A 14,740-nucleotide genomic window follows, 5' to 3' on the forward strand; every position below is an offset into this window, starting at 1 on the left:
CCGTTCGCACAATGGCCGCACGCCAACCCGCGAGGCCACGCCATGACCCCATCCCTGTTCGCCCACGTGCCGCCCTATCCGGGCGATCCCATCCTGTCGCTGATGGAGGCCTTCCAGGCCGATCCGCGCGCCGACAAGGTCAGCCTGTCGATCGGCCTGTACTTCGACGAGCAGGGCCGGCTGCCGGTGCTGGACGCGGTGCGCGCGGCCGAATCGGCGCTGCTGCAGGAGATCGGCCCGCGCCCCTACCTGCCGATGGAGGGGCTGGCGGACCTGCGCGCCGCGGTCCAGGCGTTGGTATTCGGCGCCGCGTACGCCGCCGTGGCCGAGGGCCGCATCGCCACGATCCAGACGCTGGGCGGCTCCGGCGCGCTGAAGGTCGGCGCGGACTTCCTGCACCGCTACTTTCCCGAAAGCGGCGTCTGGGTCAGCGACCCGACCTGGGAGAACCACGAGGCCATCTTCGAGGGCGCCGGCCTGGCGGTGCAGCGCTACCCCTACTACGACCCGGCCGGCGGCGGCCTGCGCTTCGGCGACATGCTGGCCTGCCTGGACCGGCTGCCGGCGCGCAGCATCGTGCTGCTGCACGCGAGCTGCCACAACCCGACCGGCGTGGACCTGTCACCCGCGCAGTGGGACGCGCTGGTCCCGGTGCTGCGCGCGCGCGAGCTGATCGCCTTCGTCGACATGGCCTACCAGGGCTTCGGCGACGGACTGGACGAGGACGCCTACGGCGTGCGCGCGCTGGCCGGCGCCGGGCTGCAGTGCTTCGTCGCCAACTCGTTCTCGAAGAATTTCGCGCTGTACGGCGAGCGCGTCGGCGGCCTGTCGGTGGTCTGCGCCGACGCCGCGGCCGCCGGCACCGTGCTGGGCCAGTTGAAGGCCACGGTGCGGCGCAACTACTCCACGCCGCCGACGCACGGCGCGCGCGTGGTCGCCCGCGTGCTGCGCGATCCGGCGCTGTTCGCCTGCTGGCAGGACGAGACGGCGGCGATGCGCCGGCGCATCCGCGCCATGCGCGAGCGGCTGCACGCGGTGCTGCACGAGGCCTGCCGCGGCCGGCGCGACTTCGGCTACTTCCTGACGCAGCGCGGCATGTTCAGCTACACCGGCCTGTCGGCCGGGCAGGTGGACCGGCTGCGCGAGCAGCACGGCATCTACCTGGTGCGCTCCGGCCGCCTGTGCCTGCCGGGCCTGACCGGCGCCAACGTGGACCGCGTGGCCCGGGCCATCGCCGCCGTGGCCGGAGACGCCTGATGGCCGGCCCCACGCCCGAGCGCATCGTCCGGCAGGAGAAGGCGCAGCTCGACTTCAGCCAGGCGATGAGCTATGGCGACTACCTGCAGCTCGACGCCCTGCTGAGCGCGCAGCAGCCGCGCTCGCCCGCGCACGACGAGCTGCTGTTCATCGTGCAGCACCAGACCAGCGAGCTGTGGATGAAGCTGGCGCTGCACGAGCTGGCGGCCGCCCGGCGCTGCATCGCGGCCGACACGCTGAACGCCGCCTTCAAGATGACGACGCGCGTCTCGCGCATCCTGGAGCAGCTGGTGCACGCCTGGGACGTGCTGGCCACGATGACGCCGCCCGAATACAGCGCCATGCGGCCCTACCTGGCCAGTTCCAGCGGCTTCCAGAGCTACCAGTACCGCTGCATCGAGTTCAACCTGGGCAACAAGAACGCCGCCATGCTCAAGCCCCACGAACACCGGCCCGACCTGCTGGCCATGGTGCGCGCGGCCTACGAAGCGCCCTCGCTGTACGACGAGGCGCTGCGCCTGCTGGCGCGGCGCGGCCTGGAGATCCCGGCCAGCCACCTGGTGCGCGACTGGACGCAGCCCTACGCCGCCAGCGACGCGGTGACCGCCGCCTGGCTGGAGGTCTACCGCCACCCGCAGCAGCACTGGGACCTGTACCAGCTGGCCGAGGAGCTGGTGGACATCGAGGACGCGTTCCGCCTGTGGCGCTTCCGCCACGTCAGCACGGTCGAGCGCATCATCGGCTTCAAGCGCGGCACCGGCGGCACCAGCGGCGTGGCCTACCTGCGCAAGATGCTGGACGTGGTGCTGTTCCCCGAGCTGTGGCACGCGCGCACGGAACTGTGACCCACCACCCTCGCGTGGCTGCCCCGGTTCGGGACGGGCCGACGCCCTCTCCCTCTCCTCTCTATATATAGAGTCCCCGGCATGAAACACGTCGTCGACACCGGCCTGCCGCCGCCCAAGCAACCCTTCTCCTGGGCCGTCAAGGGCACGGGCGCCCTGCTGTTCACCGCCCACGGCCCGGTGCGGCCCGACGGCAGCATCGACACCGGCCCGATCGCGCAGCAGGCACGCCTGACCTTCGCCAACCTGCGCGCCGCGGTGCAGGCCGCCGGCGGCACCCTGGCCGACGTGACGCAGGTGCTGGTCTACATGACCGATGTGGCCGACATGCCGGCCATCGACGCCGTGTACCGCGAGTTCTTCGAAGCGCCCTACCCCAACCGCTCCAGCGCCGCCGTGGCCGCGCTGGTGGTGCCGGGCATGAAGATCGAGATCGTGGCCTACGCGATGGTGTAGCGCCGCCGGCCGCGGCTACTCGGCCTGGATGCGGGCCGACTGGATGAGCCTGCGGAAGGCGGCCGATTCCTCGGCCACCCGGGCGCGCAGGCCCTCGGGCGCCGAGCCCACGGCGTTCCAGCCCTGCTGGAACAGGCGTTGGCGCACCTCGGCAGCGCGCAGCACCTCCGGCACGGCCTCGGCCAGGCGCTGCTGCGCGGCCCTGGACAATCCGGCCGGGCCCACGAGCGCGGTCCAGACCTCGAGGTTGAAGTCCTGCACGCCCATCTCGCCGAGCGAAGGCACCTGCGGCGCCAGCGTGCTGCGGCCGCTGGTCAGCCCGACGAAGCGCAGCCGGCCGGACTGGACGTGGGGAGCGGCGATGCCGGGCGGCACCAGCGCCATCTCGATGTGGCCGCCGATGAGCGCCGTGACCACGCCCGGGTTGCCCTGGAACGGCACATGCACCGGCGCGAGGCCCGGCATCCTGGACTTGAGCCACTCCATGCCCAGGTGGGCGACGGACCCGCTGCCCACCGAGCCGTAGCTCCAGCGCTCGCCCTGCGCACGCGCGGCCGCGAAGAACGCCGGGCCGGCCGGCAGGTCGGCGCGCGTCACGAGCGCGAGCGGCGCCGTCGTCAGCAGGCTGAGATAGGCGAAGTCGCGGGCCGGGTCGTAGGACAGCCCGGGGTTCAGCAGCCTGGCGGTCGTGAGGTTGCCGTTGATGACGACGCCCAGCGTGTGGTCGTCCGCCGCCTTGGCGACCACGCCAGCCGCCAGGTTGCCCGAGGCGCCGGCGCGGTTCTCGACGATGACCGGCTGGCCGAGCGCGCCGGCCAGGCCGTCGGCCAGTGCCCGGGCGGCGGCATCGGGCGTGGAGCCGGCGGGAAAGCCGACGACGAGCCGCACCGGCCGCGTCGGCCAGGCGGCCGGCTGGCCGCCCCAGGCCAGCAGGCTGCTGCCTGCCAGCACGGCGCCGATGGCCAGGCGATGGAAATGGCTGCGTTGCATGGGAATGTCTCCTATGAAGGGTGAAGGGAATCAACGGTCCTGGCCGAGGTAGGCCCCGGCCGCCACCAGCGCACGCTGCAGGGCCGCGACGTCGATCTGGCGCGGGGCGGCACGGGAAGCCACGGCCAGCGCCGCCGCCGTGCCGGCCGCCTGGCCCATGGCGAAGCACCCGCCCGAGACCCGCGCCGCGGACTGGCCGCCATGCGTCATCGAGGCGCAGCGCCCCGCGACGAGCAGGTTGTCGATGCCGCGCGGCAGCAGCATCCGGTACGGCAGGTGGTTGAAGCCCCGGCAGTGCGGGATGTCCTGCCAGCGGAAGCGGATGTCGCCGGCCACGTGCTCCTCGACCATCCAGCCGTTGACGCCGATGGTGTCCTCGAAGCTGGCGCAGGCGAGCACGTCCTGCTCGGTAAGCTGGTAGTCGCCCAGGATCCGGCGCGTCTCGCGCACGCCGACCTGGGGCGCCATCTCCAGGATGTAGGCCTGCTCGAAGCCGGGCGCGTAGTCGCGCAGGAAGCCGTGGAACTCGACGATCTGCCGGCGCCCGAGGACCTCGGCGCGGCTCAGCTGGCGGGCGTCGGTGCCGTCGACCGGGCTGCCGTCCGGGTTCGCCAGCTGCGTCACGTTGGCGCGCCATTCGGCGGTGTGCTTCTGCGGCCGGATGATCGGCGTGCGGCGCGGGAAGGTACGCCCGTCCTGCTCGGCCCGGGCCATCAGCGGCCCGAAGTGGTTCCAGGCGTCGCCGGCGCGCGCCGCGTCCACGCCGTGCACGCGGAACATCGTGGACGGATACATCATGTCCTCGTGCCCGGTCGCGCGGCCCTTCTCGAACGGCGCGCCGGCGTGGAACGCCAGGTCGCCATCGCCCGAGCAGTCGATGAAAACCTTGCCCACGATGGCCTGACGGCCGGACTTGGTCTCCACCAGCAGCGCGTGGACCACGCCCGGCGCGCCCATCAGCACGCCGGCGGCCCGTGCATGGAACAGGAGTTCGGCGCCGCTGCCGAGCACCAGCTCGTCGGCCGCGACCTTGAAGGCCGGGTTGTCGTAGGCCTGGGCGGCGATCTTGCCGCCGAAGAGCAGGTGCGGCTCGTTCAGGCCGCCGAGCTGGCGCATGCGGTCGAGCAGCACGTCCGCCAGGCCGTGGACCACCTGCTCGATGCGGCCGTGCACATTGGCGTGCAGGCCGCAGAAGTTGGTCACGCCGGCGGCCGTGCCCATGCCGCCCAGGAAGCCGTAGCCCTCCACCAGCAGCGTGCTGCAGCCGGCGCGGGCGGCCGCGGCCGCCGCCATGATGCCCGCCGGGCCGCCGCCGAGCACGACCACATCGACGTCGGCGAACACCGGGGTCTGCCGGGCAGGCTCGGCGAGGGTTCTGGAACGGGGTCTCTCGTGCATCGTCATGGTGTCTCCATCAACAGGTCAGGGAATGGGCGGGATCGTAGATTCATCGCTGATCGACAACAATCAGCCATATCGAGAGCAATAAATTCTCGAATCGAGAATTCACATGGACACCCTGACCAACCTGAAAGCCTTCCTGGCCGTGGCCCGCACCGGCAGCTTCGCCGCCGCGGCGCGGGAGCTGAAGGTGGCGCCCTCCGTGGTGACCAAGCGCATCGGCCAGCTCGAATGGCGGCTCAAGGCCGGCCTGTTCGAACGCAGCACGCGCCGGGTCGGCATGACGGCCACCGGGCTGCGCTACCTGGCGTCCGTCCAGCGCATCGTGGCCGACGTGGACGAGCTGTTCGCGGAACTGCCTGCCATGGGCCGGGATCTGCAGGGCCGGCTGCGCATCAAGGCGCCGGGCACGCTGGCCGTGCACCTGCTGGGCCCGCTGCTGGAGCGCTTCCAGGCGCTCCATCCCCTGGTCAGCATCGAACTGCTGACGCTGGACCGGCCGGTCAACCCGGTCGACGAAGGCTTCGACGTCGTGCTGACGCTGATGCCCGACGCCTTCGCGGGGGTGGTGGAACAGCCGTTGTGCCCGATGCAGCGGATCCTGTGCGCGTCGCCCGCCTACCTGGAAGGCAAGGGCACGCCCGCGCACCCGAGCGACCTGGCGCGCCACGACATCCTGAACTTCTTGCCGACGGGCACCCAGTGGACCTTCGAGGGCGCGGCGGGCGAGGTCCTGGTCCGCGTGCATCCGCGCCTGGACACCAACGAAGGCCAGCTGCTGCTGTCCAGCGCCCTGGCGGGGCACGGGATCGCACGGCTGGGCGCCTACCTGTGCGACCGCCACGTGCGGGCGGGCGCGCTGGTGCCGCTGCTGCCGGGCTACACCATCAAGCCGCTATGGCTCCGGGCCCTGGTGCCGGACAGCCGCATCCAGGTCGCCCGCGTGCAGGCGCTGGTCCAGTGGCTGAAGGACGCGCTGGAACCTGCCGGCACGGCCGGGGAGCCTGCCCAGGGCTGACGCCGTGCGGCCTACGCGAAGCCCTCCAGCGGCGGCAGCCCGTGCCGCGCCCGCGCGCGGCCGCAGGCGTCGCTGCCGGCCTCGAACTCGCGGCAGGGCGAGGGGCGCCATTCGTAGATGCCGCAGCCGACCTGCTCGCCCAGCCGGCCGACCAGGGCCGCGCAGCGGATCGGCACGTGGTCGGTGCCGCGCATGCGGGCGGTGTTGCCGTTGACTTCCACGGTGAGCCCGTCGGGCACGCTGCCGCCCTCGCTCTCCAGTTCGTAGACCGAGAAGTCGACGCGGAAACAGGCGCAGCAGGCGCCGCAGGACTGGCAAGTGGACATCGATCGCGCCCGGTGCCTCTTGCGATCAGCCGCGCTGCGCCTGCGCCGCGTCGCGCCGGCGCAGCGCACGCGCGAAGAACAACGCCATGCCCAGCACGCCGCAGCCGGCGCCGGCCACCACCACGGGCGAACCCAGGCGCTCGGCCAGCGCCGCCGCCAGCACCACGCCCAGCGACTGGCCGATGAACAGGCAGATCGAGAACATGCCCACGCCCATGCTGCGCGCCTGCGGCGCCATCTGCGTGGCATTCGCCTGCAGCGTGTTGTGCAGCATGAACAGGCCGAAGCCACCGACCAGGCCGGCCAGCGGCGCCAGCACCGCCACCGGCGTGAAGGCCAGCGTCAGCGCCCCGAAGCACAGCAGCGCGGCGCCGGCCAGCACCAGGCCGCGCTCACCCAGCCGCGGAATCAGCCAGCGCGCCATGGCCATGTACAGCACGCCGCCCACGCCGGCCGTCGCCGCACTGGCGCCGGCGGCCGCCAGCGACAGCCCCAGCCGCGCATGCAGGTGCGAGGCCCAGATCGCCATCGTGCCGAAGGCCAGCGCGCCCTCCAGCACGGCGACCAGCAGCACGGCCCGCACGTGCGGCCGCCGCACCAGGCCGCGCAGCTGCGCGAAGAAGCCGCCGGCGGCCGGCGCCGCCGCTGCGCCCGCCAAGCCGGCCATGCGGTGCGGCGCGCGCTGCTGCGCCCGCCAGTCGCGCCACTGCAGCGCGCCGACCAGGCCGAACAGCGCCGTCAGGAACCAGAATGCCGAGCGCCAGCCGAACCAGTCCGTGAACAGCCCGCCCAGCAGCTGGCCGCTGACCAGGCCCAGCGTGGAGCCCAGCCCCAGCAGCGCCAGCGTCTCCTGGCGCTGCGCATAGTCCACGGCGTCGCCGACCCAGGCCAGCGCCATCGGGATCATGGCGGCGGCGGCCAGCGCCACCAGCACCCGGCCCAGCACCAGCGTGCCGAGGTCCGGCGCCAGCGCCGACACCACGCTGCCGACGCTGCAGGCCAGCGTGGTGACCGTGACGAGCGGGTACTTGGCCACGCGGTCGCCCAGCGGCCCGTAGACCAGCAACGCCGCGCCGTAGGCGATCGCGAACAACGACACCACCTGCGCGGCCTGCGCCAGCGACACCGAGAACTCCTGCGCCAGCGCCGGCAGCATGGCGTCGCAGATGCGCTGCACCGACATGCTGGAGAAGTTGGACAGCGACAGCAGCAGGATGGAGCGCCGCAGCGCGGGCGTGAGGGCGGGGGAAGCGGGCATGGTCTGGCGGCGCGGCGGGCCGAGGCGCGCGATTCTAGGAGGCCGCGCCCCCGGCAGCGGCCGGCACCCCCTCGGCACGCCCGCGGACCGTCGACGGCCGGGCCGGTGGCGGATAGTCGAGGTCACGACGGCCGGGCCGGCACGGGCACCCTGCCATTCGAGCATCCCGCGCCCGCATGGCAGGGCGATGTCGCCGCGGCACGCGCTACGCGACGCGCCCGAGCAGCAGGTACTCCATGAGGGCCTTCTGCACGTGCATGCGGTTCTCGGCCTCGTCCCAGACCACCGACTGCGGGCCGTCGATGACCTCGGCCTGCACCTCCTCGCCGCGGTGGGCGGGCAGGCAGTGCATGAACAGCGCGTCGGGCTGGGCCGCGCGCATCATGTCCTCGTCCACGCACCAGTCGGCGAAGGCCTGGCGGCGCACCTCGTTCTCGGCCTCGTAGCCCATGCTGGTCCAGACGTCGGTGGTCACCAGGTGGGCGCCGCGGCAAGCGTCCATCGGGTTCTCGAACACCTGGTAGCTCTCGCTGGAGCGCAGGCCGGCCACGGACTGGTCGATCCCGTAGCCGCTGGGCGTGCTGACGTGCACCTTGAAGCCCAGCACCTCGGCCGCCTGCAGCCAGGTGTTGGCCATGTTGTTGCCGTCGCCGACCCAGGCCACCGTCTTGCCCTGGATCGAGCCGCGGTGCTCCAGGAAGGTGAAGATGTCGGCCAGGATCTGGCAGGGATGGAATTCGTTGGTCAGGCCGTTGATGACCGGCACCCGCGAATGCGCGGCGAAGCGCTCGATCTTGTCCTGGCCGAAGGTGCGGATCATCACCAGGTCGACCATGCGGCTGATGACCTTGGCGCTGTCCTCGATCGGCTCGGCGCGGCCGAGCTGGCTGTCGCCAGTGGTCAGGTGCACCACGCTGCCGCCCAGTTGGTACATGCCGGCCTCGAAGCTCACGCGCGTGCGCGTGCTGGCCTTCTCGAAGATCATGGCCAGCGTGCGGTCCACCAGCGGGTGGTGCTTCTCGTAGGCCTTGAACTTGCGCTTGATCAGCGCGGCGCGCTCGAACAGGTAGGCGTACTCGGCGGCGTCCAGATCGCTGAACTGCAGGTAGTGCTTCATGGTCACGCCACCGGTTCGGCCAGGAATTCCCGCACCAGCGGGGCCAGGATGGCGACGATCTCGTCGGCATCGGCCTCGGGCAGGATCAGCGCGGGCACCAGGCGGATCACGCTGTCGGCCGTCACGCTGAGCAGCAGGCCGCGCTCGGCCGCGCGCGCGGTCAGCGCGCCGCAGGGCCGCGCCAGCTCGATGCCGATCATCAGGCCCTGGCCGCGGATCTCGCGCACGCCGTCCACGCCTTCGAAGGCCCGGACCAGCTGCTGGCGCAGGTGGGCGCCGACCCGCGCGGCGTTCTCCAGCAGGCCTTCCTCCTCCATGATGCACAGCGTCTCGATGCCGGCGCGCATGGCCAGCGGGTTGCCGCCGAAGGTAGTGCCGTGGTTGCCGGGCTGGAAGAGATCGGCCGCGCGGGGGCCGGCCAGCACCGCGCCGACCGGCACGCCCGAGCCCAGGCCCTTGGCCAGGCTCATGGCGTCGGGCACGATGCCGGCCCACTGGTGGGCGAACCACTTGCCGGTGCGGCCGATGCCGGTCTGGATCTCGTCGATCATCAGCAGCCAGTCGCGCGCGTCGCAGAGCTCGCGCACCTGCTGCAGGTACTCGCTCCGCATCGGGTGCACGCCGCCCTCGCCCTGGATGGTCTCCAGCATCACGGCCACGACGTTGGGGTTGCCCTCGGTCCGGGCCTTCAGCGCGGCCAGGTCGTTCAGCGGCACGCGGATGAAGCCTTCGACCAGCGGGCCGAAGCCCTGCTGCACCTTGACGTTGCCGGTGGCGCTGAGCGTGGCGATGCTGCGGCCGTGGAAGGCGTGCTCGTAGACCACGATCTCCGGGCGCTCGATGCCCTTGCCATGGCCGAACTTGCGCGCCAGCTTGATCAGCGCCTCGTTGGCCTCCAGGCCGGTGCAGCAGAAGAAGGCGTTGGTCATGCCGGCCAACTGCGTCAGCCTGGCGGCGAGCTGCTCCTGGCCCGGCACGTAGTAATAGTTGGAGCAGTGGATGAGCCTGGCCAGCTGCTCCTGCAGCGCCGGCACCAGCTTGGGATGGTTGTGCCCCAAGGTGTTCACGGCGATGCCGCCCAGGCCGTCGAGATACGATTTGCCGTCGGTGTCCCAGACGCGCACGCCCTGGCCATGCGACAGCGCGATCGGCACGCGGCCGTAGGTGTTCATGACGTGGGGGGAAGTGGGCGCTGCGGCGTCGGTCATGGTGCTGATCTCTCCTGGGCGAGGCGAAAACGGGGGGATTCAGCAAGTCCGGCGCTTCCTCGGCAATCGGCCGGGGCCCGCTGAACGGCGATTCTAGGCGCAGGCATCGCGTGCCTTTTTTGACATTTGCGCATCGCAGTCATGCCCGCAGCGGCGGGGCGCTCGGCTAAACTATGCCGCACTGCAGCAATGGCACTGTTCTTGCTGACTGGCCCTTACCCTGCCGGCCCCTGCGCCGGCCCGCACTTCCCTCCCACCAGATGACCCCGCCCCCGTCCAAGGAAGTCTTCATCCAGGGCATGACGCGCGATGGCCGCACCTTCCGGCCCAGCGACTGGGCCGAGCGGCTGGCCGGCGTGCTGAGCCAGTTCCGGCCCGGCGGGCCGCAGCCCGGCAGCCACCTGAGCTACTCGCCCTGGTGCGTGCCGACGACGATCAACAACGTCAAGTGCGTGGTCGTGCACCGCGACCTGCGCGACTACGACGTGATGGCCTGGGACTTCGTCATGAACTTCGCCAAGGACAACGACCTGCAGGTGGCCGAGGCCTGCCTGCTGCCGGATCCGCCGCCGGCGGCGCGCTGAGCCTCTCGCCACCGAAGCTCCCCCAACGAAAAAACCGCCCGAAGGCGGTTTCTCGTTTCTTGCTGGCAGCGCACCCGGTCAAACGGCGGACTGCGCGGGCAGCCCGGGCGGGTGTGTGGCCGGGTTCAGGCCGCGGCGGTGGCCAGGGCCTTGACCTTGGCGGCCAGGCGGCTCTTGTCGCGCGCGGCCTTGTTCTTGTGGAAGATGCCCTTGTCGGCCACGGAGTCGACCACGGACTGCATCTTGCCGAACAGTTCGGTGGCCTTGGCCTTGTCGCCGGAGGCGACGGCCTTCTCGACGTTCTTGACGAAGGTACGGTATTTGGAGCGCAGCGAGGTGTTCGCGGCGTTGATCTTGACGTCCTGGCGGACGCGCTTGCGGCCCGACGCGAGGCGCGGGTTCTTTTTCTTCGGCTTGGTGGCCATGGTGGATGTTCCTTAAAGGCTTGAGGATGTTGCCAGCAAAGCCCGCCAGTATAGCAGCGGCGTCAAGACCGGCCGCGCCGGCGCCCGCGCTGGCTACACTCGCGCCGGTGAGTCTCCTCAAATCCGCCTCCACGGTGTCGCTGCTGACGCTGGCGTCGCGCATCACCGGCCTGGGCCGCGAGCTGCTGATGGCGTCGCTGTTCGGCGCCAGCGCCCTGACCGACGCCTTCAACGTCGCCTTCCGCATTCCCAACCTGTTCCGCCGGCTGTTCGGCGAGGGCGCGTTCAGCCAGGCCTTCGTGCCGGTGCTGGCGGCCAGCAAGACGCAGCACGGCGAGGCCGCCACCAAGCAGCTGATCGACCACGTGGCCAGCATCCTGACGGCCGTGCTGGTGCTGCTGTGCCTGGCCGGCGTGCTGGCCGCGCCGGCGCTGGTGTGGGTGCTGGCCAGCGGCCTGCAGCAGGACGCCACGGGCTACGGCGCCGCGGTGACGATGACGCGCTGGATGTTCCCCTACATCGGCTGCATGTCGCTGGTGGCGCTGGCCTCGGGCATCCTGAACACCTGGAAGCGCTTCGCCGTGCCGGCCGCCACGCCGGTGCTGCTGAACCTGTCGATGATGGGCGCGGCCTGGTTCGGCGCGCCGCGGCTGCAGGCGCTGGGCATCGAGCCGATCTACGCGATGGCCGCCGGCGTGATGCTGGGCGGCGTGCTGCAGCTGGCGGTGCAGGTGCCGGCGCTGGCCAGCCTGGGGCTGCTGCCGCGCGTGCGCCTGGGCTGGGCCGGCCTGCGCGCGGCCTGGGCCGATCCCGGCACGCGCCGCATCGCGCGGCTGATGGCGCCGGCGCTGCTGGGCGTGGGCGTGGCCCACGTCTCGATCCTGATCAACACGCAGATCGCCTCGTACCTGGCGCCCGGCAGCGTCAGCTGGCTGGGCTATGCGGACCGGCTGATGGAGTTCCCGACCGCGCTGCTGGGCGTGGCCCTGGGCGTGGTGCTGATGCCGCAGCTCGCCGCCGCGCATGCGGCCGGCGACACCGCCCGCTATTCCGGCATGCTGGACTGGGGCCTGCGGCTGGTGGTGCTGATGGCCGTGCCCAGCGCCGTGGCGCTGCTGACCTTCGCGGTGCCGCTGGTGGCCACGATCTACCACCACGGCGCCTTCCGCGAGGAGGACGTGCACCAGACCAGCCTGGCGCTGATGGGCTACGGCGCCGGCCTGTGGGGCCTGGTGGCGATCAAGGTGCTGGCGCCGGGTTTCTACGCGCGGCAGGACGTGCGCACGCCGGTGATGATCGCGCTGGTGGTGCTGGTCTGCACGCAGCTGATGAACCTGGCGCTGGTGCCGCTGCTGCAGCACGCCGGACTGGCCCTGTCGATCGGCCTGGGCGCCACGCTGAACGCGGCGCTGCTGCTGGCCGGCCTGCTGCGCCGCGGCAGCTACCGGCCGGGGCCGGGCTGGGGCCGCTTCCTGCTGCAGGTGGTGGCAGCCAGCGCGCTGCTGGCGATCTTCCTGATCTGGGTGGCACGTGCCTTCGCCTGGACGCAGGTGGGCCACGGCTGGCTGCGCATCGGCGCCATGGCGGCGGCGCTGGCGGCGTCGGCCGTGGTGTATTTCGGCGCCGCCTGGGCCGCCGGCATCAAGCTCAAGCGGCTGCTGCGGGCCGGCTGAGCCGGCCCGGCCCCGGCTTGACGTGCCCAGGCCGGCCCATTACAAAGGTTCCGATGCAGCCGAGCTTTCCGATCCCGACACCGCTGGACTATTTCGCCGCGCTGGTCCAGAGCGACGAGCAATTCCCCCTGCTGGAAGCCAGCGCCAGCGTGGCCCAGGACGAATACCCCGAGATGGACGTGCAGCAGGTGCTGGGCGACGTGGACCAGTTGCTGGCGCGCATCAAGCGCCGGCTCGCGGCGGACGCGCCGCCGCTGCACCGCCTGCGCATGCTGAACCAGTTCTTCTACCGGGAACTGGGCTTCGGCGGCAACGCCAACAACTACTACGACCCGGACAACAGCTACCTGAACGCGGTGCTGCGCACGCGGCTGGGCATCCCGATCTCGCTGGCGGTGATCTGGATGGAACTGGCCCAGGGCCTGCACCTGCAGGTGCGGGGCATCAGCTTTCCGGGCCACTTCCTGGTCAAGGTCAACCTGCCCAAGGGCCAGGTGGTGCTGGACCCGTGCAGCGGCCAGTCGCTGAGCCGCGAGGACCTGGTGGAGCGCCTGGCGCCCTACAAGGAGCAGCAGCGCCTGGAGCACGGCGAGCACTTCGACGTGCCGCTGGGCCTGTACCTGCAGTCGGCCCGGCCGCGCGACATCCTGGCGCGCATGCTGCGCAACCTCAAGGAGATCCACCGCAGCCAGTCCGACGCGCAGCGCCTGCTGGCGGTGCAGAACCGGCTGGTGATCCTGCTGCCCGAGGCCTGGGCCGAGTACCGCGACCGCGGCCTCACGCATGCCGACCTGGGCCACACCGACGAGGCGGTGCTGGACCTGGAGAAGTACCTGATCTGCGCCGACGAGGCGCGCGACACGGCCGTGATCGCCGACCGGGTGTCGGCGCTGCGCCGGCTGCGGCACTGAACCGCGCGCGCTACGCGCCGGCCAGGAAGATTTCCTGCAGGTCGCTCAGGAAGTCGAAGCCCTTGTCGGTCGGCCGTACGTGCGCGCCCTCGCGCAGCAGCAGGCCGCGCCGCTCGCCTTCGGCCAGCCCGGCCGCGATGGCCGACAGCGGCAGGCCGGTGCGCTCGGTGAAATCCGCCAGCGCGAAGCCCTCGCGCAGCCGCAGCACGTTCAGCATGAACTCGAACGGCAGGTCGGCGCGGCGCACGTCCTCGTCCTGCGCCAGCGCGGCGCCGGCCAGCGCCTGCTCCATGTACAGGCCGGGCTCGCGCAGCCGCACCTGGCGCACGATGCGGTGCGCGAAAGTGAGCTTGCTGTGCGCGCCGGCCCCCAGGCCCAGGTAGTCGCCGAACTGCCAGTAGTTGAGGTTGTGCACGCAGCGGTGGCCGGGCCGCGCATAGGCCGAGACTTCGTAGCGCTGCAGGCCCGCGGCGGCCGTGGCCGCGGTGATCTGGTCCAGCATCGCGTAGGCATCGTCGTCCTCGGGCAGGGCCGGCGGATGCTTGGCGAACCAGGTGTTGGGCTCGATGGTCAGGTGGTAGACCGACAGGTGCGGCGGCGCCAGCGCCAGCGCGGTGGCCAGGTCCTGCGCCAGCCGCTCCGGCGTCTGGCCCGGCAGCGCGTACATCAGGTCCAGGTTGAAGGTGTCGAAGGCCTCGCCCGCCTCGGCCACGGCCGCGCGCGCCTGGGCGGCGTCGTGGACGCGGCCGACGGCGCGCAGCAGCGCGTCGTCGAAGCTCTGCACGCCCACCGACAGCCGCGTGACGCCGGCCGCGCGGTAGGCGCGGAAGCGGTCCTTCTCGAAGGTGCCGGGGTTGGCCTCCAGCGTGACCTCGCAGTCGGCCTCCACGCGCAGCCGCGCGCGCACCGCGCCCAGCAGTTCGTCGATCGCCTGCGGCGAGAACAGGCTGGGCGTGCCGCCGCCGATGAAGATGCTGTGCACCGTGCGGCCCCAGACCAGCGGCAGCGCGGCCTCCAGGTCGGCCACCAGCGCGGCGATGTAGCGCCGCTCCGGCAGCTCGGCCGGCGCGGCCACCTGCGTCACGGCCGGCGCGCCGGCGCCCGCCCAGCGCACGACGGCGTCGTCGCCGCGCACCGCGTGCGAGTTGAAATCGCAGTAGGGGCACTTGCGGATGCACCAGGGCAGGTGCAGGTACAGCGCCAGCGGCGGCAGGGCCTGCAGCTGCAGCAGGCCCGGGCGCATCAGCTGCGTCAGGTCGCGCGAGCGCATG

General features: G+C 71.8%; 15 protein-coding genes. 7 read left to right on the forward strand and 8 right to left on the reverse strand.

Annotated features, from left to right (window positions below; all coding sequences use genetic code 11):
• The first annotated feature begins 54 nt into the window (after positions 1-54).
• The 3 genes from QM782_RS03395 to QM782_RS03405 all read left to right on the forward strand — a co-directional run bounded on the left by QM782_RS03395 (position 55) and on the right by QM782_RS03405 (position 2,558).
• Complete coding sequence (locus QM782_RS03395) at positions 55-1,257, forward strand: aromatic amino acid transaminase (protein ID WP_415205578.1); 1,203 nt, start codon at positions 55-57, stop codon at positions 1,255-1,257.
• Complete coding sequence (gene kynA, locus QM782_RS03400) at positions 1,257-2,102, forward strand: tryptophan 2,3-dioxygenase (RefSeq protein ID WP_415201521.1); 846 nt, start codon at positions 1,257-1,259, stop codon at positions 2,100-2,102. The genes QM782_RS03395 and kynA overlap by 1 nt, the downstream gene beginning before the upstream one ends.
• Positions 2,103-2,183: 81 nt before the next feature.
• Positions 2,184-2,558, forward strand: coding sequence for a RidA family protein (locus QM782_RS03405; RefSeq protein WP_415201522.1), 375 nt, complete (start codon positions 2,184-2,186; stop codon positions 2,556-2,558).
• A gap of 15 nt (positions 2,559-2,573) precedes the next feature.
• On the opposite strand, the gene QM782_RS03410 is transcribed toward QM782_RS03405, so the two are convergent.
• Complete coding sequence (locus QM782_RS03410; protein ID WP_415201523.1) at positions 2,574-3,548, reverse strand: Bug family tripartite tricarboxylate transporter substrate binding protein; 975 nt, start codon at positions 3,546-3,548, stop codon at positions 2,574-2,576.
• Between the two features lie 30 nt (positions 3,549-3,578).
• A complete protein-coding gene (locus QM782_RS03415; RefSeq protein ID WP_415201524.1) occupies positions 3,579-4,946 on the reverse strand; it encodes an FAD-dependent oxidoreductase in 1,368 nt (455 codons plus the stop codon).
• A gap of 112 nt (positions 4,947-5,058) precedes the next feature.
• Here QM782_RS03415 and QM782_RS03420 point away from each other — a divergent pair, with 112 nt between their 5' ends.
• Positions 5,059-5,967, forward strand: coding sequence for a LysR family transcriptional regulator (locus tag QM782_RS03420; RefSeq protein WP_415201525.1), 909 nt, complete (start codon positions 5,059-5,061; stop codon positions 5,965-5,967).
• Between the two features lie 11 nt (positions 5,968-5,978).
• Here QM782_RS03420 and QM782_RS03425 read toward each other — a convergent pair whose 3' ends face one another.
• The 4 genes from QM782_RS03425 to QM782_RS03440 all read right to left on the reverse strand — a co-directional run bounded on the left by QM782_RS03425 (position 5,979) and on the right by QM782_RS03440 (position 9,876).
• Positions 5,979-6,293, reverse strand: coding sequence for a YkgJ family cysteine cluster protein (locus QM782_RS03425; RefSeq protein ID WP_415201526.1), 315 nt, complete (start codon positions 6,291-6,293; stop codon positions 5,979-5,981).
• A 25-nt stretch (positions 6,294-6,318) separates the two neighbouring features.
• A complete protein-coding gene (locus tag QM782_RS03430; RefSeq protein WP_415201527.1) occupies positions 6,319-7,551 on the reverse strand; it encodes an MFS transporter in 1,233 nt (410 codons plus the stop codon).
• A gap of 205 nt (positions 7,552-7,756) precedes the next feature.
• Positions 7,757-8,668, reverse strand: coding sequence for an ornithine carbamoyltransferase (gene argF, locus QM782_RS03435; RefSeq protein ID WP_415201528.1), 912 nt, complete (start codon positions 8,666-8,668; stop codon positions 7,757-7,759).
• A gap of 2 nt (positions 8,669-8,670) precedes the next feature.
• Positions 8,671-9,876, reverse strand: a complete 1,206-nt coding sequence (locus QM782_RS03440; RefSeq protein WP_415201529.1) for an aspartate aminotransferase family protein — start codon at positions 9,874-9,876, stop codon at positions 8,671-8,673.
• Between the two features lie 260 nt (positions 9,877-10,136).
• Here QM782_RS03440 and QM782_RS03445 point away from each other — a divergent pair, with 260 nt between their 5' ends.
• The gene (locus tag QM782_RS03445; RefSeq protein WP_415201530.1) at positions 10,137-10,460 is read left to right on the forward strand and encodes a DUF3579 domain-containing protein; all 324 of its coding nucleotides are present in this window, start codon (positions 10,137-10,139) and stop codon (positions 10,458-10,460) included.
• A gap of 125 nt (positions 10,461-10,585) precedes the next feature.
• Here the strand turns inward: QM782_RS03445 and rpsT are convergent, their stop codons facing one another.
• Positions 10,586-10,885, reverse strand: coding sequence for a 30S ribosomal protein S20 (gene rpsT, locus QM782_RS03450; RefSeq protein ID WP_415201531.1), 300 nt, complete (start codon positions 10,883-10,885; stop codon positions 10,586-10,588).
• 107 nt (positions 10,886-10,992) lie between these two features.
• Between rpsT and murJ the strand changes: the two genes are divergently transcribed.
• On the forward strand, positions 10,993-12,558 hold the full coding sequence (gene murJ, locus QM782_RS03455) for a murein biosynthesis integral membrane protein MurJ (RefSeq protein WP_415201532.1): 1,566 nt from the start codon (positions 10,993-10,995) through the stop codon (positions 12,556-12,558).
• Between the two features lie 53 nt (positions 12,559-12,611).
• On the forward strand, positions 12,612-13,469 hold the full coding sequence (locus tag QM782_RS03460; protein WP_415201533.1) for a SirB1 family protein: 858 nt from the start codon (positions 12,612-12,614) through the stop codon (positions 13,467-13,469).
• 10 nt (positions 13,470-13,479) lie between these two features.
• On the opposite strand, the gene hemW is transcribed toward QM782_RS03460, so the two are convergent.
• Complete coding sequence (hemW, locus tag QM782_RS03465) at positions 13,480-14,739, reverse strand: radical SAM family heme chaperone HemW (RefSeq protein WP_415201534.1); 1,260 nt, start codon at positions 14,737-14,739, stop codon at positions 13,480-13,482.
• Between the last annotated feature and the right edge of the window lies 1 nt (position 14,740).

Source organism: Pseudorhodoferax sp., from assembly GCF_047601025.1.
In the GTDB taxonomy this organism is placed as follows: domain Bacteria; phylum Pseudomonadota; class Gammaproteobacteria; order Burkholderiales; family Burkholderiaceae_C; genus Pseudorhodoferax.

Excerpts from the sequence above, each read along its gene's own strand:
- kynA (WP_415201521.1), top strand. The coding sequence starts at position 1,257 with ATGGCCGGCCCCACGCCCGAGCGCATCGTCCGGCAGGAGAAGGCGCAG.
- QM782_RS03460 (WP_415201533.1), top strand. The coding sequence starts at position 12,612 with ATGCAGCCGAGCTTTCCGATCCCGACACCGCTGGACTATTTCGCCGCG.
- QM782_RS03405 (WP_415201522.1), top strand. The coding sequence starts at position 2,184 with ATGAAACACGTCGTCGACACCGGCCTGCCGCCGCCCAAGCAACCCTTC.
- QM782_RS03425 (WP_415201526.1), bottom strand. The coding sequence starts at position 6,293 with ATGTCCACTTGCCAGTCCTGCGGCGCCTGCTGCGCCTGTTTCCGCGTC.
- QM782_RS03420 (WP_415201525.1), top strand. The coding sequence starts at position 5,059 with ATGGACACCCTGACCAACCTGAAAGCCTTCCTGGCCGTGGCCCGCACC.
- argF (WP_415201528.1), bottom strand. The coding sequence starts at position 8,668 with ATGAAGCACTACCTGCAGTTCAGCGATCTGGACGCCGCCGAGTACGCC.
- QM782_RS03410 (WP_415201523.1), bottom strand. The coding sequence starts at position 3,548 with ATGCAACGCAGCCATTTCCATCGCCTGGCCATCGGCGCCGTGCTGGCA.
- QM782_RS03445 (WP_415201530.1), top strand. The coding sequence starts at position 10,137 with ATGACCCCGCCCCCGTCCAAGGAAGTCTTCATCCAGGGCATGACGCGC.
- rpsT (WP_415201531.1), bottom strand. The coding sequence starts at position 10,885 with ATGGCCACCAAGCCGAAGAAAAAGAACCCGCGCCTCGCGTCGGGCCGC.
- QM782_RS03440 (WP_415201529.1), bottom strand. The coding sequence starts at position 9,876 with ATGACCGACGCCGCAGCGCCCACTTCCCCCCACGTCATGAACACCTAC.
- QM782_RS03415 (WP_415201524.1), bottom strand. The coding sequence starts at position 4,946 with ATGCACGAGAGACCCCGTTCCAGAACCCTCGCCGAGCCTGCCCGGCAG.
- hemW (WP_415201534.1), bottom strand. The coding sequence starts at position 14,739 with ATGCGCTCGCGCGACCTGACGCAGCTGATGCGCCCGGGCCTGCTGCAG.
- QM782_RS03430 (WP_415201527.1), bottom strand. The coding sequence starts at position 7,551 with ATGCCCGCTTCCCCCGCCCTCACGCCCGCGCTGCGGCGCTCCATCCTG.